Source organism: Synechococcus sp. W60.3, assembly GCF_047502615.1.
In the GTDB taxonomy this organism is placed as follows: Bacteria; Cyanobacteriota; Cyanobacteriia; order Thermostichales; family Thermostichaceae; genus Thermostichus.
Window position 1 is genome coordinate 1 of the sequence record NZ_JANSHJ010000025.1, and the last position, 19,288, is coordinate 19,288.

18 protein-coding genes and 1 riboswitch are annotated in these 19,288 nt (G+C 61.5%); of the genes, 9 read left to right on the forward strand and 9 right to left on the reverse strand.

Annotated elements, in window-relative coordinates:
• Positions 1 to 2 precede the first annotated feature (2 nt).
• On the forward strand, positions 3 to 344 hold the full coding sequence (locus NW846_RS09370; protein ID WP_414515821.1) for a single-stranded DNA-binding protein: 342 nt from the start codon (positions 3 to 5) through the stop codon (positions 342 to 344).
• Here the strand turns inward: NW846_RS09370 and NW846_RS09375 are convergent.
• The gene (locus tag NW846_RS09375; RefSeq protein WP_414346977.1) at positions 302 to 1,132 is read right to left on the reverse strand and encodes a cobalt-precorrin-6A reductase; all 831 of its coding nucleotides are present in this window, start codon (positions 1,130 to 1,132) and stop codon (positions 302 to 304) included. The two genes, NW846_RS09370 and NW846_RS09375, sit on opposite strands and share 43 nt — an antisense overlap.
• A gap of 65 nt (positions 1,133 to 1,197) precedes the next feature.
• Here NW846_RS09375 and NW846_RS09380 point away from each other — a divergent pair, with 65 nt between their 5' ends.
• The 4 genes from NW846_RS09380 to NW846_RS09395 all read left to right on the forward strand — a co-directional run bounded on the left by NW846_RS09380 (position 1,198) and on the right by NW846_RS09395 (position 5,378).
• The gene (locus NW846_RS09380) at positions 1,198 to 1,713 is read left to right on the forward strand and encodes a bifunctional nuclease family protein (RefSeq protein ID WP_041438544.1); all 516 of its coding nucleotides are present in this window, start codon (positions 1,198 to 1,200) and stop codon (positions 1,711 to 1,713) included.
• Between the two features lie 725 nt (positions 1,714 to 2,438).
• Positions 2,439 to 3,677 (forward strand): (E)-4-hydroxy-3-methylbut-2-enyl-diphosphate synthase, encoded by a 1,239-nt coding sequence (gene ispG, locus NW846_RS09385; RefSeq protein WP_414346976.1) that lies wholly within the window; start codon positions 2,439 to 2,441, stop codon positions 3,675 to 3,677.
• Between the two features lie 78 nt (positions 3,678 to 3,755).
• Positions 3,756 to 5,066 (forward strand): glutamate-1-semialdehyde 2,1-aminomutase, encoded by a 1,311-nt coding sequence (gene hemL / locus NW846_RS09390; protein ID WP_414515824.1) that lies wholly within the window; start codon positions 3,756 to 3,758, stop codon positions 5,064 to 5,066.
• 75 nt (positions 5,067 to 5,141) lie between these two features.
• Positions 5,142 to 5,378 (forward strand): hypothetical protein, encoded by a 237-nt coding sequence (locus NW846_RS09395; RefSeq protein WP_011431184.1) that lies wholly within the window; start codon positions 5,142 to 5,144, stop codon positions 5,376 to 5,378.
• On the opposite strand, the gene NW846_RS09400 is transcribed toward NW846_RS09395, so the two are convergent.
• The 5 genes from NW846_RS09400 to NW846_RS09420 form a co-directional block, all read right to left on the reverse strand.
• A complete protein-coding gene (locus NW846_RS09400; RefSeq protein WP_011431183.1) occupies positions 5,375 to 6,775 on the reverse strand; it encodes a ferredoxin:protochlorophyllide reductase (ATP-dependent) subunit N in 1,401 nt (466 codons plus the stop codon). The two genes, NW846_RS09395 and NW846_RS09400, sit on opposite strands and share 4 nt — an antisense overlap.
• A 29-nt stretch (positions 6,776 to 6,804) precedes the next feature.
• On the reverse strand, positions 6,805 to 7,782 hold the full coding sequence (locus tag NW846_RS09405; RefSeq protein ID WP_011431182.1) for a protochlorophyllide reductase: 978 nt from the start codon (positions 7,780 to 7,782) through the stop codon (positions 6,805 to 6,807).
• A 158-nt stretch (positions 7,783 to 7,940) separates the two neighbouring features.
• Positions 7,941 to 8,777: a ferredoxin:protochlorophyllide reductase (ATP-dependent) iron-sulfur ATP-binding protein gene (gene bchL, locus NW846_RS09410; protein ID WP_414346975.1), complete on the reverse strand. Its 837-nt coding sequence runs from the start codon at positions 8,775 to 8,777 to the stop codon at positions 7,941 to 7,943.
• 380 nt (positions 8,778 to 9,157) lie between these two features.
• Positions 9,158 to 10,444: a recombinase family protein gene (locus tag NW846_RS09415; RefSeq protein WP_011431180.1), complete on the reverse strand. Its 1,287-nt coding sequence runs from the start codon at positions 10,442 to 10,444 to the stop codon at positions 9,158 to 9,160.
• Between the two features lie 126 nt (positions 10,445 to 10,570).
• A complete protein-coding gene (locus NW846_RS09420; RefSeq protein WP_414346974.1) occupies positions 10,571 to 11,542 on the reverse strand; it encodes a 30S ribosomal protein S1 in 972 nt (323 codons plus the stop codon).
• A 200-nt stretch (positions 11,543 to 11,742) separates the two neighbouring features.
• Here NW846_RS09420 and obgE point away from each other — a divergent pair, with 200 nt between their 5' ends.
• The 4 genes from obgE to NW846_RS09440 are packed head-to-tail and all read left to right on the forward strand — an operon-like array spanning position 11,743 to position 14,628.
• Positions 11,743 to 12,900: a GTPase ObgE gene (gene obgE / locus NW846_RS09425; RefSeq protein WP_011431177.1), complete on the forward strand. Its 1,158-nt coding sequence runs from the start codon at positions 11,743 to 11,745 to the stop codon at positions 12,898 to 12,900.
• Entirely contained in the window at positions 12,842 to 13,210 is a 369-nt protein-coding gene (locus NW846_RS09430; protein ID WP_228375305.1) for a hypothetical protein, read from the forward strand. Before obgE ends, NW846_RS09430 begins: the two co-directional genes overlap by 59 nt.
• A gap of 21 nt (positions 13,211 to 13,231) precedes the next feature.
• Positions 13,232 to 13,969 carry an L-threonylcarbamoyladenylate synthase gene (locus tag NW846_RS09435; RefSeq protein WP_414515827.1) on the forward strand — a complete coding sequence of 246 codons (738 nt, stop codon included), beginning with the start codon at positions 13,232 to 13,234 and terminating at the stop codon, positions 13,967 to 13,969.
• Between the two features lie 29 nt (positions 13,970 to 13,998).
• Positions 13,999 to 14,628, forward strand: a complete 630-nt coding sequence (locus NW846_RS09440) for a PAP/fibrillin family protein (protein WP_099812851.1) — start codon at positions 13,999 to 14,001, stop codon at positions 14,626 to 14,628.
• Here NW846_RS09440 and NW846_RS09445 read toward each other — a convergent pair.
• The 3 genes from NW846_RS09445 to NW846_RS09455 form a co-directional block, all read right to left on the reverse strand.
• Positions 14,625 to 15,533, reverse strand: coding sequence for a hypothetical protein (locus NW846_RS09445; protein ID WP_240527822.1), 909 nt, complete (start codon positions 15,531 to 15,533; stop codon positions 14,625 to 14,627). The genes NW846_RS09440 and NW846_RS09445 overlap by 4 nt on opposite strands.
• Positions 15,534 to 15,644: 111 nt before the next feature.
• Positions 15,645 to 16,673, reverse strand: a complete 1,029-nt coding sequence (locus tag NW846_RS09450; protein WP_414515829.1) for a sirohydrochlorin chelatase — start codon at positions 16,671 to 16,673, stop codon at positions 15,645 to 15,647.
• Between the two features lie 29 nt (positions 16,674 to 16,702).
• Positions 16,703 to 16,839, reverse strand: a riboswitch (cobalamin riboswitch).
• Between the two features lie 128 nt (positions 16,840 to 16,967).
• On the reverse strand, positions 16,968 to 19,286 hold the full coding sequence (locus NW846_RS09455) for a heavy metal translocating P-type ATPase (protein WP_414515831.1): 2,319 nt from the start codon (positions 19,284 to 19,286) through the stop codon (positions 16,968 to 16,970).
• Positions 19,287 to 19,288: the final 2 nt, after the last annotated feature.

Below are 19,288 nucleotides of genomic sequence, written 5' to 3' on the forward strand. Positions count from 1 at the left end.
TGGTGACCTTGGTGGGGCGAGCCGGCATGGATCCGGAGGTGCGCTACTTTGAGTCGGGCAGGGTGGTGTGTACCTTTAGCTTGGCGGTGAACCGCTTCCGCAAAGGCGAAGACAAGCCCGATTGGTTCAACCTAGAGCTGTGGGGGCGCACCGCCGAGGTGGCCGGAGAATATGTGCGCAAGGGCAGCCTCATTGGGGTAACCGGCAGCCTCAAGTTCGATCGCTGGAAAGACAAATCCACCGGTGAGGATCGCCAAAGACCCGTCATTGCCGTAGATCGCCTCGAACTCCTGGGATCCCGTCAAGACCGGGAGGCTGACCTGCCCGCCGAGGAGCCGTTTTGATTTGTTTGAGCGTGAGCTTCGGCCAGTCGGCGCTTGCACTCCTGCACCACCGCTGTCAAATCCTGGCTGCACCAGGGATAGCGCAAGGGTGGCCGCCGGATGACCCACAGCGGGATCCCCAGGGTTTTGGCCACTGCCTGCTTGACGGCCAGCCCACCCGCTTCTCCAGACTCCTTGCTGATGACTACCTGAGGATCTAGACTCTGCCAAAGCCGCAGTTCCTGCTCAAAGCTGAGGGGCAGGCGCATTCCGATCACCCGCTCGGCAGGGATCCCGGCTTGCACCGCTTGGGGAACCGACTCCGGCAGCACCCGCGCCCACAGTTGGCAGCGATCCTGCCAGGGCCCAAACAGGGGCAATGCCTTCACCCCCACCGTCAGCAGCACCCGCCGCCCCGCCAGTACGCCATCCGTGAGCACCGCCTGCCAGTCCGGCGCCACCTGTACCCAGGGATCCAACGCCACCGGGGGGCGCTCGTAGCGCAGGTAGGGGATCCCCAGTTGGGCGGTCACCTGCATGGCCAGTTGCGAGATCTCCTGGGCGAAGGGATGGGAAGTATCTACCAGCACGCAGATCCCGTGTTCCTGTAGGAATTGTGCCAAAGATGGCGGCGAAAATCGCGTCACCACCACCTGGCCGGGCAGATCCCGATACAGCCTTCTTCCGCCCTCGGTGGTGACGGTGGCTATCCAAGGGATCCCCTCATGGCTGAGGACGTGGGCCAAGCTGCGGCTTTCGCTGGTGCCACCGATGAGGGCCACTTCAAGTGATGTACGAACCGAGCCCATGCTGTGTTGCCAAAGTTTGCTACCAGTGGATACGATCGAGGTCTGAAGGCTGGAGGCGAGTGCTCATGATCGAGATGCATGTGGCTGGGATCGCGGTCGACGCTGTCAACCAGGCTCCCATTGTCATCTTGCGCGATACCCATGAGCGGCGTGCCCTACCCATCTGGGTAGGAAGAGCGGAGGCCAACGCCATTCTGCAGGCGCTGGACGACCAAAAGCCCCTCCGCCCCATGACCCACGACCTTATTCTGAACTCCTGGAAAGCTTGGGGGATCAAGCTGGAGCGGGTTATCATCCACGCGCTGCTGGACAACACCTTCTATGCAGTGCTTGTTACAGTCTGCGGCGATAAAAAGCAGGAGATCGACTGCCGCCCCAGCGATGCCATTGCCCTTGCCTTGCGGGCCCATGCCCCCATCTGGACCGTAGAAGAGGTGATTGCGGAAGCTTCGATCCCGATGAACCAAGATGCCGACGAGGCAGAGCGGGAGGCCTTCCATAAGTTTGTGGAAAGCGTGACGCCCAAAGATTTTATTCGCAGCCACCTCCTCAGGGATCAGCCCACGGAATCGGATGGCTGAAGCCCTGTCTTCTCCGCTAGGACAGATGCTGAGCGGCTCCAAGAGCACCCTCAGCGCCGGCAGTTGCCTCTTTCCCTGTAGACAGTTCCCCTAGGCCCTTGAGTGCCGTTTTCAGGGGCGGCTTGCCTCCACCTCAGACTTGGCCGCAAAGGACGCCCTCGCGCCAGCCCAAGGGGAGCACTTTAATTCCTGCTTATCGGCCCTAGCCAAAACGCTGCCTGCTCGTGCGGAGGGATTTCTCTAGAAACCTTTGAGACCGAGGTTATACCGCTAACCGGGGATTGCTCTCTCTCCCTCTAGAGCTCCCAGGTGCATACGGCTCATCTTGGAACTCAGGGTGTTTTGCTTTGACACCCTGTTGCCGTCCAAGGCAGGCGGGCTTGCTTCAAAGCCACCGTCCCCCTGGCAAGAATGGCAGGGGAGTTTGCCCAGCTTGACAAAGGGAGTACCGACACCCTAGTTTCTAGCAAATTGTGCGGCTTGTGCGGCTAGGACGGCTTCATCGAGAGTGATCCTGCTCCCCTGGGGCAGTTGATTGGCTTGACTTTTCTTTATTGCGCCATTTGTCCGAGAAGTCAGCTCGTTTGCGCCTTCTACCCCTAGACCTGTGCCGCGCTTTTTAGCCAAAGCCGGGGGGTCGGAGCTGTGGGCCAAGCGGGGAGATCCTCGGTCTTGCTGGCATTTCGGCCTACAATCAAGCTAGAGCAGCCCTTTTTTAGCAAGCCATGCAGACTCTAGATCGGCCCAACGCGCCCTCTCAGCAGCCCTACCCAGAACCGGTCTACCCCCGTCGTCCTACCCGCACCGTAGCCGTAGGCAACGTGTTGATCGGCAGCCAGCACCCGGTGGTGGTGCAGTCCATGATCAACGAAGACACTCTCGACATCGATGCGGCGGTGGCGGCCATCCGTCGTCTGCACGAGGCGGGCTCGGAGATCGTGCGGGTTACCGTTCCCAGCATGGCCCATGCCAAGGCGATGGAGGCGATTCGGAGCAAGCTGATCCAAACCTACAAGCCGGTGCCGCTGGTGGCCGATGTCCACCACAACGGCATCAAGATCGCCCTGGAGGTCGCCCAATACGTGGACAAGGTGCGCATCAACCCGGGTCTGTTCCTCCTGGAAAAGCCGCAGCCCGGTCGCACCGAGTACACCCAAGCCGAACTGGAGGCCATCCGCAATAAGATCCGCGAAACCTTCACCCCCCTGGTGCAGACCCTCAAAGCTCAGAACAAAGCCCTGCGCATCGGCGTCAACCACGGATCCCTGGCCGAGCGCATGCTCTTCATGTATGGAGACACTCCAGAGGGCATGGTGGAGTCGGCCCTAGAATATGCCGAGATTTGCGCCGAGCAAGACTTCCACAACGTAGTTCTTTCCTTCAAAGCTTCCCGTCCGCAGGTGATGTTGGCGGCCTACCGGCTGGCGGCCCGCCGCTTCGATGCCTTGGGCCTGAACTACCCCTTCCACTTGGGGGTGACCGAGGCCGGCGATGGAGAATATGGCCGCATCAAATCGGCAGTGGGGATCGGGACGCTTCTGGCCGAGGGGATCGGTGACACCATTCGGGTTTCCCTAACCGAAGCCCCGGAAAAAGAGATCCCGGTGGCCTACGGCATCTTGCAGGCCCTCAACCTGCGCAAAACCATGGTGGAATATGTGGCCTGCCCCTCCTGTGGCCGCACCCTCTTCAACTTGGAGGAAGTACTGCAGAAGGTGCGGGCCGCAACCCAGCACCTGGTGGGCCTCGACATTGCCGTCATGGGCTGCATCGTCAACGGGCCGGGGGAAATGGCCGACGCCGACTACGGCTATGTGGGGAAAACCCCCGGCTACATCTCCCTCTACCGCGGAAAGGAGGAGGTGAAGAAGGTGCCCGAGTCGGAGGGCGTCCAGGCGCTGATCGAGCTCATCAAAGCCGATGGGCGGTGGGTGGATCCCCCAGAAGGAAGCCCAAGTAACTAAAACCAAAAGAGAGGGCAGCAGTCCACCAGCAGGTCTCCTTGCCTGCTAGCCTAGAAGATGCGTTGAACAGCTCCCAGTATGACCAGCACTCTCCCCACTCGCTCGTTTAACACCAGCCGCTCCAGGCAGATCTTTGCACGGGCGCAGCAGCTTATGCCGGGGGGCGTCAGCTCTCCGGTGCGTGCCTTTAAGTCGGTGGGCGGGGATCCCGTCGTCTTCGACCGCGTTGCCGGCGCCTACGCCTGGGATGTGGATGGCAACCAGTACATCGACTACATCGGCAGTTGGGGGCCGGCGATTGTCGGCCACGCCCACCCCGAGGTGATCGAGGCGTTGCGGCGGGCCCTGGAGAAAGGCACCAGCTTTGGCGCCCCTTGCGTTTTGGAAAACGAGCTGGCCGAGCGGGTGATCGAGGCGGTGCCCAGCGTGGAGATGGTGCGCTTTGTCAATTCCGGCACCGAAGCTTGCATGGCGGTGCTGCGCTTGATGCGGGCCTATACCGGTCGGGAAAAGGTGATCAAGTTTGAGGGCTGCTACCACGGCCATGCGGACATGTTTTTGGTCAAGGCCGGCTCGGGGGTAGCCACGCTGGGCCTGCCAGATTCGCCGGGGGTGCCCAAGGCTGCCACCAGTGCCACGCTGACCGCCCCCTACAACGACCTAGAGGCAGTCAAGGCTCTGTTTGAGCAGTATCCCGACTCCATTGCCGGCGTGATCCTGGAGCCGGTGGTGGGCAATGCCGGCTTCATTCCCCCGCAGCCGGGCTTTTTGGAGGGTTTGCGGGAGCTGACGCAAAAGTATGGCGCCCTGCTGGTGTTTGACGAGGTGATGACCGGCTTTCGCATCAGCTACGGCGGCGTGCAGGCCAAGTTTGGCGTCATCCCCGATTTGACCACCCTGGGCAAGGTGATCGGCGGCGGCCTGCCGGTGGGGGCCTACGGCGGTCGGCGGGAGATTATGGAGATGGTGGCGCCGGCGGGGCCCATGTACCAGGCGGGCACCCTCTCCGGCAACCCCCTGGCCATGACGGCCGGGATCCACACTCTGGACATCTTGCGCCGACCCGGTACCTATGAGTATCTGGAGCGGATTACCGAGCAGTTGGCGACGGGGCTGCTGCAGATTGCACAAGAGACCGGTCATGAGATGTGCGGGGGCTATTTGCCCGGCATGTTCGGCTTTTTCTTCACCGCCGGCCCGGTGCGCAACTACGAGGAGGCCAAGCGCTCGGATTTGCAGAAGTTTGCCCGCTTCCACCGCGGCATGCTGGAGCGGGGGGTGTATCTGGCGCCCTCGCAATTTGAGGCCGGCTTCACTTCCCTGGCCCACACCGAGGCCGATGTGGAGAGAACCCTAGAGGCAGCGCGAGAGGTGCTGCGCACGCTCTAGGGTTTTTCTCCCCTCTCCCCTTGAGAGAGGGGTTGGGGGTGAGGGAGCTCCCTTGCTGCATTGGGATCCCCGACCATGGCCGAGCACATCCACCGCAACTGGCGCATCACCACCCAAACTACCGACAAGGGGTTTATCTTTTGCTGCCAGCGGCTACGTCAGGATGGCTCAGTGGAGCCTGCTGCCAAAGCCTACGGCTACTTCCAAAATGAGGCCGAGGCGATTTTGGCGGGCATGGTCTGGATCGACCGGCAGCAACTTCCGGATCACCTGGACGGCTTGCTCTTCGACAACGAGGAGCCAGAGGGCTAGACAGAAGCTTCTTCGCGTACCAACTGTTCCCAGCCCAAGCCTTTGAGGGCGGCGTTGCGCCGCAGCGGGCGGGTGACCAACTCCAGCAGCGCCTGGGTGTTGCCGAAGCCGTGGATCGGGGCAAAGGTAAACTCCACCGACCATTTGGTGGTGATGCCGCGGGCCTCGAGGGGGTTGGCGTGGGCCATGCCCGTGATCACCAGATCCGGCTGCAGGGCTTTGATGCGCTGCAGTTGGTGGTAGTTATCCGGCTTCTCCACCAGGGTGGGCTTGGGCACCCCCATCTCCTCGCAGGTGCGCTCCAAGAGGGCCAGCTCGGCGGCTTGGTAGCGCTTGTCGAGGTAAGGGATCCCGATTTCCTGCACCGTCATGCCGCAGCGCACCAGGAAGCGGGCCAGGGAGACCTCCAGCAGGTTATCCCCCATGAAGAAGACGCTCTTGCCCCGCAGCAGGCCCAGGTACTCTTGAACTTGGGGGTGGCGCCACACTTCCGCTTCCCGCTCTGCCAGGCCTGGAGTCGGGATCCCCAGCTCGCGGGCAATGGCTTCGATCCAGGCGCGGGTGCCATCTGGCCCGATGGGAAAAGGAGCAGGGATGAGCTTGGCCTTTTTGCGGCGCACCAGCGTGGTGGCGGTGCGGCTGAGGAAAGGATTCACCCCCACCACATGGGTGCCCGGCTCGATGGCCGGCAGCTCCCCGTAGCGCTTGGCCGGCAGCCAGCCGGAGACGCGGATCCCGTATTTTTTCAGCTCCAGAGTGAGTTGGGTAACCACCGGATCCGGCACGGAGCCGAAGATGACCAGCGGCGGGTGGGGGTGGAAGCCCTCTTCCTCTTTCTTTTTGCCGGAGCGCAGCCCGTAGAAAAGGGCCTGCAGGCCGCCCCGCGTCTCCCGCTCCTCTTCCTGCACCTGCTCCGGGCAGCGCTGGGCCATGGAAGCCAACACCGTGTCTTCCCCCTGGGTAAAGGCGTAGTCGAGGCCGTTGGCCCGCGCCACCACAATCGGGATCCCGATCTCGGCCTCTAGCTTCTGTGCCAGGCCCTCCAGATCCATTTTGATGATCTCGGTGGTGCAGGTGCCGATCCAGACGATGACGCTGGGGTTGCGATCCCGCTGGATTTGCAGGCACAGCCGCTTCAGCTCCTCGTAGTCGTTGAGCTTGGCGCTGATATCTCCCTCTTCCAGCTCGGCCATGGCATAGCGCGGCTCGGCGAAGATCATCACCCCCATGGCATTTTGCAAAAAGTAGCCACAGGTTTTGGTGCCGATCACCAAAAAGAAGCTGTCTTCGATTTTGGGGTAGAGCCAGGCCACGCAACTAATCGGGCAGAAGGTGTGGTAGTTGCCGGTCTCGCATTGAAAGTGGAGGGTATTGGAAGTATCCACAGCAGCAGTCATCGTCGGCTCCTAGAAAAGGGTTTGTCAAGCTAGAGGGCGACCAACTGGGGCACGCCCACCAATTTTTCGCTCAGATCCCAGAGCAGCTTGGCCTTGGCCTCGTCCCCTGCTTCGTCCGAGACTTCTTGGTTAAAGGGCTTGGCATTCTTGCGTTGCCGGTTGCCCCAGCTCCAGTAGAACCCTGACTGGCGAAACTCGGGATCCGCCACCACCTGGGCCACCCGCTCGCCGGCCAGCTCCTGGGAGACATAGCCACCGGTGATGTTTTTTTGAAACCAGGGGAAGAGCTTTTGGAACAGGGGATAGTGATGGCGGAAGAGGCCTGTTTCCGCCACGCAGCCGGGGTAGAGGGAGAGGAAGGTGATGCCGGTGCTCTCGTGGAAGCGGCGGTGCAGCTCCCGCATGGTGAGGATGTTGCAGACTTTGCTGTCTTTGTAGGCCTTGACGGGATCGAACTTGCCGCCATCGGCCATGCTGATCGGCTCCTTGAAACCCTGGGCAAAACCCCGCAGATCCCCCAGGTGGGGTTGGGGCGGGATCTTGCCCCCCAGCTCCTTGGGGTTGTGGGTGACGGTGCCCAAGATCACCAGCCGCCGATCCGGGTAAGTGGAGCGCTTCAGATCCTCCAGCATCAAATGGCAGAGCAAGAAGTGCCCCAGGTGGTTGGTGGCCATGGTCAGCTCATAGCCCTCCGGGCTGCGCAGGGGCTGCTTGAGCAAGGGCATGTAGATAGCGGCGTTGCACACCAGGGCATCCAGAGAGCGGCCCGACTGGCGAAATTGCTCGACAAATTGCCGCACACTGGCCAGGCTGGCCAGATCGATCGGCATCAAGGTGTAGCTGCCCTGGGGGATCCCCACCTGCTGGGCCATCCGCCGGCCTTTGTCCAGATCCCGACAGGCCATCACCACGTGCCAGCCCCGCTTGGCCAAAGCCAAAGCCGCATACAGGCCGACGCCGGAAGAAGCTCCGGTAATCACCACGGTGGGTTGCGCTTGTGCTTGCATATCCAACTCCTCTGCCATGTCCTCAAGAGGGATTTCCTGCACAATCCATCTTGGAGTGGAAAGCGGGCCAGACAACGAATTGATAAGGTTTGCGACGGTTTTTCGAAACAATTGCTTCACTTTTAGACACACCGGCAAGCTGGCAGGCTTGGGATCCCTTACACCAGCGCCGGCTCCCGCACGGGGGTTTTGTAAAAGTCCGAAAGCAGGGCAAACAGCTCCCGATCCTCGGCAGGCCGGGGCACGATCCCCTCCGGGCGGGCCAGCAGCTCGTCGGCGATGTTCAGGTAGTACTGACAGACGGGCTCCAGGCTGGGATCCATCTCTGCCATCTCGAAGAGGGTTTTGCCCTTCACCCGCGAGATGCGAATGTCCTCGACCAGTGGCAACACCTCGAGCACGGGCATGGGCACTGCCGAGACGTATTGGTCGATGAGATCCCGCTTGCTGGTGCGATTGCCGATCAACCCGGCCAGCCGCAGCTTGCGGGTTTTGGCCTTCTCCCGCACCGAGGCGGCAATGCGATTGGCGGCAAAGAGGGCGTCAAAGCCGTTGTCGGTCACGATCACGCAGTAGTCGGCGTAGTTGAGGGGGGCAGCAAAGCCGCCGCACACCACGTCCCCCAGCACGTCGAAGAGAATGACGTCGTATTCATCGAAAGCATTTAGCTCCTTCAGGAGTTTGACAGTCTCCCCCACCACATAGCCGCCACAGCCGGCCCCCGCCGGTGGACCGCCCGCCTCGACGCAATCTACGCCGCCATAGCCGCGGTAGATCACGTCCTCCGGGTAGATGTCTTCGTAGTGGTAGCCCTTGGCCTCCAGAGTGTCGATGATGGTGGGGATCAAAAAGCCGGTCAGGGTGAAGGTGCTGTCGTGCTTGGGATCACAGCCGATCTGCAGAACCTTTTTGCCCCGCTTGGCCAAAGCCACCGAGAGGTTGCAACTGGTGGTGGACTTGCCGATCCCACCCTTTCCGTAAACTGCCAACTTCACAGCACGTTCCTCCACAAGCCTGGCAAAGGCCATTATCGGCAGCCCATCCACCTCCTGAGAAGTGTTAAGAAGAGTTAAGGGAAGTCTAAAACAGGTTAAAGGAGTTTCCTAAATCGCTGGACAGACAAAATTCCGTCCAAAAGATTTTTAGAGCTAGATTTTAGCTGTTTATCAGCTTTTGTTTTTTGTTTTTGTATAAAAGTAGATCAAAAGCAAATGATGCCTCTCTCCTCGCCTCTGACGAGCGCTGACGACAAACGTCCTCCCGTCAACCCGATGGAGACGGCTGGCGGGATCCCTGTTCCCGGTGTGAGGGCGGGTCTCAAGAATTGTCTCAATGTCCAGAGGAGCGGCGGAATCGGCAATTCAAAAGGGATCCCTTAGGGATCGAAGGCAAAGGTCATCTGCACGGCCCCTGTAGAATCCACCTCAACCCTGCGCAGGAATTCCCGCAGGTAGGCGCGGCGCTCACTCTCGCTGAGGTCTTGCCAGAAGGGCGGGATGGAGAGAGTTTGGGCAATCTGGAGGAAGTTGGCGGGGGGGAGCTGTTCCAGCTTTTGGGCCAAGCGGGCCGTTTCCGCCCGCAACTGGTAGCAGCGCTGGGCCAGGGCAGGTTCGTCCATTAGTCCAGATTGCTGCAGCTCCTCCAGTTGTCGCAGCCGCTCGCTGTTGGCTTGGATCTGGGCTTGGAGCTGTTGGCGGGTTTGATCCAGGGCCTGCCGATCCAGGTTTTGGGCCCGCTGGGGGAGCTGTTGGCAGACTTGGCGGATCACCTCCTGCAGAACGGCGGCGTAGTGGAGGCTGTAGCGACAGGTTTGGCAACGCAGGTAGAGGTAGGAGGAGCCGTTCTTCTTGGCCTTGCGAGGGGTGGTTTGCACAATGCGCAGAAGGCTGCCGCAGACGCGGCAATGGACTAGGCCGGCCAAGGCGCGGGGGGCGCTGGCGCTGCGGCGCGGGATCTTTTGGTTGCGTTTGAGCCAGCGATCGATCTGGGCGGCCTCGGCGCGGCTGAGGAGAGCCGGGTGGGTATCGCGCAGAACGGTGCCGTCGGCGTAGGCCAGATCTCCACGATAGACCGGGTTGAGCAGCCAGTTGCGCCCGGTGGCCACCGAAATGCGCTTGTGGTGTTTTTCAGCGATGAAGCGCACCGCCTGGCGCAAGGATCCGTAGAGAAGAAAGTGCTGGAAAAAATCCTGAACAATGGGGGCTTGGCGGCGATCCAGCGCGTAGCGATCCCCTTCGCGGCGGTAGCCAAAGGGGGCAGGCCCAGGGGGAGGCTTGCCCGCTAGACGGTTTTGGGCTTGGCTGCAGCAGAGGCGGCGGCTCTGCAATTGATGGGGGAGCTCGGCCAGCAGCGGGATCCAATCGGCAGCAGCGCTGGGGGTGTGCAGGCCGGACTCGTTGACCAAGCTGAGGCGGAGCCCCGCTTGTTGGATCTGCAATAGCCGTTGGTGGACTTCCTCCACTCGATCCCCCAGATCCGCCAGGCGCACCAGCAGCACCTGCTGCACCGATCCGGCGGCAATGCCCTGCAACAGCTCTTCCAGATGGATGCGGGATCCCCAGTCGTGCCAGATGGGATCGGCCCCGTGTGCTTTCAACCAGGCCAGCTCCTGGTCTGGCCAAGAGGCATGGGCGGGCGTGTAGAGGTAGCCGCAAACGCTCATGGACAAGCAAACTCTCACCGCTGCTGTACCCGCACCCGACACCCCTCTTGGCCAGGGATCCCAGCTAGGCTAAGGGAGAGACAAACCGGCAAGCCTTGGCCGCCGAAGGCTCTCCGCAAGATGGCTTTACTCCACCGCCGCAGCCGCGTATTCCAGCTCCTCTTCCGAAACCTCCAGCGGCGCCTCCTCGACTTGTCCTTGCTTGGCAGCCCGCAGTTGCTCGCGGTACTTGGCCGCCATTTCTTCTGCTTTTTCGTAAACCAGCTTGGGATCTCGCAGCATGTCGCCGGGATTGGGCTCCAGTTGCTTGGTAGACAGCGAGATGCGACCCCGTTCTGCGTCTAGGTCGATGATCATCACCTTCACTTCGTCGTTGACGTTGAAGACGCTGTGAGGCGTGTCGACATGCTCGTGGGAGATCTCGGAAATGTGCAGCAAGCCAGAGACGCCGCCAATGTCAATGAAAGCACCGTAGGGCTTGATGCCGCGCACCGTGCCAACCACCACCTCGCCCACCTCTAGCTTGTTCATCTTCCGCTCCACTAAAGCCCGGCGATGGCTCAACACCAAGCGGTTGCGGTCTTCGTCCACCTCGAGAAACTTCAAGGGCAGCTCCTCGCCCACTAGCTCTTCCTTGGGCTTGCGGGTGCTGATGTGGGAGCCGGGGATAAAACCGCGCAGCCCCTCGATGCGCACCAGGGCGCCCCCGCGGTTGGTGGCAAAAATGGTGGCCCGCACCGTGGCGTCTTCTTTTTGTAGCTGCCGCACCCGCTCCCAGGCCCGCATGTACTCGATGCGGCGGATGGAGAGGGTCAGTTGCCCCTCTTCATTTTCTTCGGTGAGGATAAAAAACTCGCGCGTCTCTCCCGGCTGCAGCACCTCGTGCGGATCCTCTATCCGGCTGATGGACATCTCCTGCAAAGGCAGGAAGGCAGCCGTCTTGGCCCCAATATCGATCAACGCACCGCCCGGCTCCACCGAAAATACCGTGCCAGCTACAATTTCGCCAGGGCTGAAGTGATAGTCGTACTTATCCAAGAGGGCGGCAAAGTCCTCGGTGGTGAAACCTACATCGGCAGCAGCGGTGAATCGACTCATAGGGGTGTAACAGCAGAGCAGTTGATGCGAACTAGCAGTTGAACTTGTAAGGAACAGCTCCCATACTCGCTCACCCTCCCAGGCGGGACAGGCAATGGCTTGGGAAATACTATAGTAGCTTAAGAGGGCAGCTTTTGTGGCAAACTTCCTCGCGATCCTGCCAAGCTAGAGAGAGAGGGCCACAGGTGGGAGAGGGGCGATTGCACTTTATCGACCAGGCGGAAATTGAAGTGCAGGCGGGGAACGGCGGAGATGGCATTGTTGCCTTTCGCCGGGAAAAGTATGTGCCCGCCGGAGGTCCCTCAGGGGGCAATGGAGGACGGGGCGGCTCGGTGATCCTGGTGGCAGATCCCGGCCTGCAGACCTTGTTGGATTTTCGCTTTCAGCCGGTGATCAAGGCAGAACATGGGGCCAAAGGGGGGCCCAACCATCGCAGTGGCGCCAGTGGTGCGGATCGGCTGGTGCGGGTGCCCTGCGGCACAATGGTGTTCGACACAGAGACCGGCGAGCTGCTGGGGGATCTGGTGCAGCCCGGGGATCGGCTGCTGGTGGCTCGGGGCGGGAAAGGCGGCCTGGGCAATGCCCATTTTCTCAGCAACCACAATCGGGCTCCCCGCCAATTTACCAGGGGCCAACCAGGAGAGCGGCGACGCCTGCGCCTGGAGCTAAAGCTCATTGCCGAGGTGGGGATCGTCGGTATGCCCAATGCGGGCAAATCCACCCTGATCTCGGTGGTCTCGTCCGCCCGGCCCAAGATCGCCGATTACCCCTTCACCACCCTGCAGCCCAATTTGGGAGTGGTGCCCCATCCTGCCGGGGATGGGGTGGTGTTTGCCGACATTCCCGGACTGATCGAGGGGGCACACCGAGGGGTGGGGTTGGGCCACGACTTTTTGCGCCATGTGGAGCGCACGCGGGTGTTGATCCACCTGGTGGACGGCACAGCAGCAGATCCCGTCAGGGATTACCAAATCATTCAGCAGGAGCTGCGCGCCTACGGCCACGGGCTAAGCGACAAGCCGCAGATTGTGGTTTTGAACAAGATCGATGCCCTTGAGCCCCAGGAGGTGAGCGAGCGCACCCAGCGGCTGTCAATGGCTGCCGGTGCCCCGGTATCGGCCATCTCGGCGGTTGCCAGGCAGGGGCTGGAGCCCTTGTTGCAGCGGGTGTGGCAGTGCCTGGGCCGGGATCCGGATCTCCATCGACCCGCGGCGGCTAGCAAAATCCAGCCAGTTCGGGGGCAGGAGAATCTTAGAATAGGAGTGCCCCTGCCTTCCCAAAACTCAGAGATGAGCGGCTATGTATATCTCGGCGGAGGATCTGCCCCCCGATTTGCGCCAGATCAAGTTGGCCATTGAGCAGGCGGCCCAGGCGAGGGCGGGAGCTTGTGTGGAGCTGTTGATGCTCCTGCGGTTGTTGGAGGATCTGCACCGCACGATTTTGGAGGGGGCCTTCCGAGAGTCTTTGCCCAACACCCGGCAAGAGCTCTATCGGGTGCTTCAGGATTTGGAGGAAGCAGGCGACTGGCCCTATTTGCCTCGTCTGCATATTCAAGCGCTGATGCAACGGCTAAAAGATTGGCCGCAGGGATCCCTGTCGGTGCCGCCTACCCCTCGTTCTGGGGGAGTTGCGGAAGTGGTGGAAAGCCCTAGCCGCTCCGAGTCTTGAGGTTTTGCTTTTTTCTCCCGAATGGCCGAGTATTTTAAGCTCCATCCACAGCATCCCCAGGCCCGTTCCATCCAACGGATTGCAGCCGCTCTGCGGGAAGGGGCGGTCATGCTTTACCCCACCGATACGGTCTATGCCATTGGCTGCGATGTCACCCACAAGCAGGCGGTGGAGCGGGTAAGGCGTCTCAAGCGGCTTTCCAACGACAAGCCCCTCACCTTTTTGTGCCCTTCGCTTTCCCAAATTGCCCAGTATGCCCAAGTGAGCGATCCCGCCTATCGGCTGATGCGGCGGCTGATCCCGGGCCCGTTTACGTTTTTGCTGCCGGCCACCAAGCTGGTGCCCAAGTTGGTCATGGATCCCAAGCGGAAAACCACCGGCATCCGCGTGCCCGATTCGGCCATCTGTCAGGCGCTGTTGGCCGAGCTGGGCAATCCCATCGTCTCCACCTCGGCCAAGCTGGGCGGGGATCCCGTCGGCTCTTTGGAGGTGGGTTTTGACTCTGCTGGGGATTGGGAAGAGGGGGGAATCTTTACCGCCGAGGACATGCGACAGTTGGAGAAACAGGTGGATTTGGTGCTGGATGACGAGGCTCCCTATCGGGCCCAGGTCTCGACGGTGATCGATCTCACGGGGCCGGAGCCGCTGCTGGTGCGGGCCGGCTTGGGGTACGAGCAGGTGGCGGATCTAATAAATAAATCTAAATCTGAAGCCGGTGGAAGCGGAGGGTTGAGGGCAGAGGGATCCCGTGTTCTCTAGAATAGGGCCGGTGCCTGTGGAGTGTGCCCATGCCTGAGTCTTTGGCTGAGCAAAAGCTGGCCCTGTTGCGCCTGCTGGAGGGGGCTGACCGAGGCCGGAAGGTTTCCCCTGACCAGAAAGCCCAGATCTTGTCTCACATTGCTGCTTTGGAGGCGCTCAACCCCACCCCCAGGCCAACCTCTGTTCCTGAACAGTTGGAGGGGAACTGGCTTACCCTATTTACCACCAGCACAGACCTGCTGCGGCTGGCCCAGTTGCCCCTTCTGACCACCGGCGAGATCTACCAGTGCATTCGGGCCAAAGCTGGGCGGGTCTTTAACGTGGCGGAGATCCAGGGATCCGGCTGGCTGCAGGCTTGGCTGCCCCGGGGAGTTGTGGCGGTGGCGGCCCGCTTCTACCCAGAGTCGGAATGCCGGGTCAGGGTCATTTTCGAGCGCTTGGTGCTCGGATCCCAGGCCTTGATGAGCTACGAGATCGAGAGTTTTCTCTATCTGCTCGAGCGGGATCCCAAACGGATCCCGGCGGTGCAGATCGACGTTCGCCGCCGCGAGCCAAGGGGTTGGCTGGATATCACCTATTTGGATGAGGACCTGCGGATTGGGCGTGGCAGCGAAGGGAGTGTGTTTGTCCTGCAGCGGGTGAGCCGAGGCTGCGGCTAGCCGGAGGTGCCAGAGAGTTCGGCGGCGGCAATTTCAGAAGCAGTCGTCTTGGGAGTTAGGGTAGAGCCTATCTCCCAGAGGGTCTGCAGGGCGCGGTAGGACTCCCGCAAAGTCCGCAACTCCTGTTGGGATTGCTCCAGTTGCCGGGCCCATTCCTCCTGTTGGGAGCGCAGCTTTTGGTTTTCGGATTTTGTGCGCTGCAGGAGGCGCTTAAGTTTTTGCTGCTGCTGCTGGAGTTGGGCCCGCTCGGCTTCCGACTGCTGCAGTTGGATCCCTTGCCGTTCCAGCTCTATTTTTAGGGTGGTAACTTGCGATTGAAGTTGGCGGAGCCTGTGGCGCAGTTCCCGCTCTGGTGTGGGTTTGGCCGGTTTGGAGTTTGGGGAAGAGGGGGGGGGTGATGTTTGGAGATTTTGCAAGTGCCGTTGCAACCGTTGGGCTTGGGCCTGCAGAACTCGGCACCGCTGCTGCTCGCTGCGCAGTTGCGCTTGGGGGCGTTCGCAGGTTTGGATTTCGGCTTTCACCTGCTGCTTGGTGCGGTCGAGGATCTTTTGGTGGCGGAGCTGGGTTTGGCGGATCTCCTCAGCCACTTGCAGAGGACGCGGATCCACTTCGGGTTGCCGCGGCCTACCACCGTGATCGGCAGGATCGAAGGGAGACACAGCCGCCAACAGCGATTCTCGAAAGTCAGGCCAGGAATGCGACTGCAGACCCATCTGAACCAGCCGCCAAACCCCGTAGGAGGCCCCAATTGCAGCCAGGAGCCCAGGGATCCCGGCCAAGGACAGGGAAACCTTGGGCAGGGTCGGCAGGATCTGATCCAGCAGGCCCACCACCAACGCGAAGACAAAGATCCCGCTCCCCGCGGCAGCGGCACCTGAGACCCAAGAGGAGCGGGAGAACATCATCGTTTCTGTTTTTTCGCTAGCAGAACCACCGGAGCAGGAGAACCAGAGGTCAGGTTCACAGATCGCCTGCCTGCATCTCAGTTTATCCCGCCGGCAGCCTCTGTTTCTCGCTTAGGGCACTTGCCAAGCCCGCTGGTGGTAGCTCTGCAATTCGGCCCAGGGATCCGCTGCTGCTGCGGGGGTATGGCCGTGGTTGTGGTGATGGTGAGAGTGATGGTGATGGGATCCGTGCCCATGGGAGTCATGGTCATGGTGATGAGTATGCCCCGCTCCCAGCTCTGCGCTCACCGCCAGGCGAAACTTGCAGAGGTGGCAGTTCATCAGGGTTTGGCCCTGGAGAGCTTCCTGCTCCAGTTGCTGCAGGCTGTGCAGCACCGCGTCCACAAGGCCCAATTCCGGCAGCATCAGCCAGTCGATCTCGGGGTATTGGCGTCGCCGTTCTTGCACCGCCGCCTCGATTTTTTTCACCAGCACCCCTGTAAAGAGAAAATAGGGCAGCACAACCACCCGGCGCGGCTGCCAAGAGAGGGCCCGCTCCAGACCCACCGGCAGGCGGGGATGGGTGATGCCGATAAAGCAGGTTTCCACGGCAGCAAACCCGGATCCTTCCCAAAGCAGCCGGGCCAGCTTACAGGCTTCGGCGTTGGCTTCGGGATCGCTGGAGCCGCGACCGACAAACAGCAACACCGTTTCCGCCCCTGGGATCTGCTGCGGCTGGGCAGCCAGCAGAGTGGCCAATCGCTCCCGCAACAGTTGCAAGATCTCGACCCGGATCCCCAGCGGCCCGCCGTAGTGGATGCGCAACTGCGGGTGGAGGGCCTGCAGACGATCCAGCTCCACCGTCACGTCGAACTTGTTGTGGCGCGCCCCAAAAAGCAGCAGCGGCAGGGCCACGATCTCCTGCCACCCTTGGGCCAAGCATTGTCCCACCCCCTGGGCAATACTGGGCTGGGCTAGCTCCAAAAAGCAGGGGATCACCGGCCGATGGGGGGTGAGGGATTGATAAACTTGGGCCAGCTCCAGAAAGGCTTGCTGCCCTTCAGGGTCACGGGATCCATGGCCGATGAGCAACAGGGGCAAGGCAGGAGAAGAAAACTGCCCAACCGCACGGGGAGGGGAAAAACTGAGGACATCCAACACAAAAAACTCCGTTCCTTGTGAATCGCAAGGGGTACAGGACAAGGGCAGGTGGGTGTTCTGGCTGAGGGAGGGATCCCATCACAGTTGCGTCACAGTGGCGGATTTGCACCGCGCTTTCCCCAGTCTGCCTGAGCCTTTTAGGTTAGCTTGCCGCTTGTCGTTCACCAAGCCCCCTGGGGGGGATGTCCTTGTCTGCCAGAAGATAGCCCTGAGGCATGAGCGGTACGGCAGACTCATGCTCAAAGGGCAGCAAAACTGTTGCCGCGCTAATCCCCCTTGCCCCTGGGAGAGGGCCTAACGCCGGCCTGCCGGTCTGTGGGCTCGAAAGTGTCGCAGGCGCAGGGCATTGGCGACCACCGAAACGGAACTCAGGGCCATGGCTGCCCCCGCCAGCATAGGGTTGAGCAACCAGCCTGTAAAGGGATAGAGCGCCCCAGCGGCAATCGGGATCCCGAGCGTGTTGTAGATAAAGGCGAAGAAGAGGTTTTGGCGGATGTTGGCAAGGGTGGCGCGGCTAAGTTGAATGGCGGTAACCACGCCCCGCAAATCGCCGGATATCAGGGTAATGTCGCTGGCGGCTATGGCCACATCGGTGCCCGTCCCGATGGCGATCCCCACATCGGCTTCTGCCAGTGCCGGCGCATCGTTAATGCCATCTCCCACCATCGCTACCCGGTGGCGGGGCCGTCTGAGCTGGCGAATATAGGCTGCCTTTTGCTCAGGGCGGACTTGGGCGATCACCCGGCGAATGCCTGCCTGCCGAGCAATGGCCTGGGCGGTGGTGGGGTTATCCCCGGTCAGCAGGATCACCTCCAGGCCCATCTCCTGAAGCTGGCGCACCGCTACAGGGGAGGTGGGTTTAATGGGGTCGGCAATCGCCAACAGCCCCACCAGACGGTGGGATTGCGCCACGCCGATCACCGTTTTGCCCTGGCTTTCCCAGGTCTGAACCCGCTCCAACCAAGAGGGATCCCAAGCGATCCCCATCGCCTGCAACCAGCTCAGCCGACCGATGCCGACCCACTGATCCTCCACCCAGGCTTCTGCCCCCTCGCCCACTTTTGCCTGAAAGTGCTGGGCCGGCGGGATCGAGATGCCTTCGGCTTCGGCTTTCTGCACCACTGCCTGGGCCAGCGGATGTTCCGAGTGTTGTTCCACCGCTGCTGCCAGGCGCAACAGGGCTAGGGGGGAAGATCCTGGCGTCCAGATCTCGGTGACGCTGGGACGGCCCTCGGTGAGGGTGCCGGTTTTGTCCAGGACGACTGTGCCCAGGCGATGGGCCAGCCATTCCAGGCTTTCGGCCCGCTTCACCAGGATCCCCAGTTCTGCCCCCCGCCCCGTCGCCACCATGATCGAGGTGGGGGTGGCCAACCCCAGCGCACAAGGGCAGGCGATGATCAGCACCCCAATGGTGTTCACCAAAGCCAGCGTCGGATTGCCCGCCAGCCCCCACCAGAGCACAAAAGTTAGGATGGCTACCCCGATCACCGCCGGCACAAACCAGGCCGTCACCCGATCCGCCACCTGTTGAATGGGAGCTTTGGATCCCTGGGCCTCCTGCACCAGGCGCACGATCTGGGCCAGAAGCGTATCTTTGCCCACCCGCCGCGCTTCCATCACAAAGCTGCCCGTCTGGTTGAGGGTGGCCCCGATAACCTCATCTCCTGCCGACTTGCTCACCGGCAGGCTCTCGCCCGTCACCATCGACTCGTCCAGGCTGGAGGATCCTTCCAGGATCACCCCGTCTACTGGCACCTTCTCACCGGGGCGCACCCGGATGCGATCCCCCACCTGCACCGCCGCAATCGGGATATCCTGCTCCACCCCGTCGCGGATGACCCTTGCCGTTTTCGGCTGCAGCCCGATCAGCTTGCGAATGGCCTCGGAGGTTTGCCCCTTGGCCCGCTGCTCCATCCATTTGCCCACCAGCACCAGGGTGACGACCACCGCCGCCACTTCGTAGTACACATCCGGGTGCAGGCCCTGCTGGTGGAAGAAGTTGGGAAAGAGGGTTGGAAAAAGGGAGTAGAAAAAAGCGGCGCTCGTTCCCAAAGCTACCAAGGTATTCATATCCGCCGAGCGTCGCTGCCAAGCCGCCCAGGCGCCACGATAAAAAGGCTGGCCCACCCAAAACTGCACCGGCGCCGTCAGCAGCAACTGCAACCACGGATCCTGCAGCCAGGGGGGCAGGCCGGGGATCTCCCGCCCCAGCATCATCAGCAGGGATCCGATCAGCAGCACCGTGCTGAGGCCCACTCCTATTGCCACCTTCAGCTTCAATTCCCGTTCTGCCGCCCGTTGGGCGATCCGTTCTGGGTCGGTCGGATCGGACTGTTGCCAATCGTCTTCGACCAAGCGCGCCTGATACCCCGCCTGCTCCACCGCCCGGATCAAGGCTTGCGGATTCACCAGCCGGGGATCCCCTCGCACGATGGCCTGCTCGCTGGCAAAGTTGACCGCTTGTGCCGTAACGCCCCGCACGCGACTGAGGGCCTGTTCAATGACGGCGGTGCAGGAGGCGCAGCTCATGCCCTGGATAGCCAAGCGCCAAGTGCCGCCAGCAGATGAGGCGGACAGGCCGGGGGCAGCGGAATGGGAACCCGAATCAGACATGG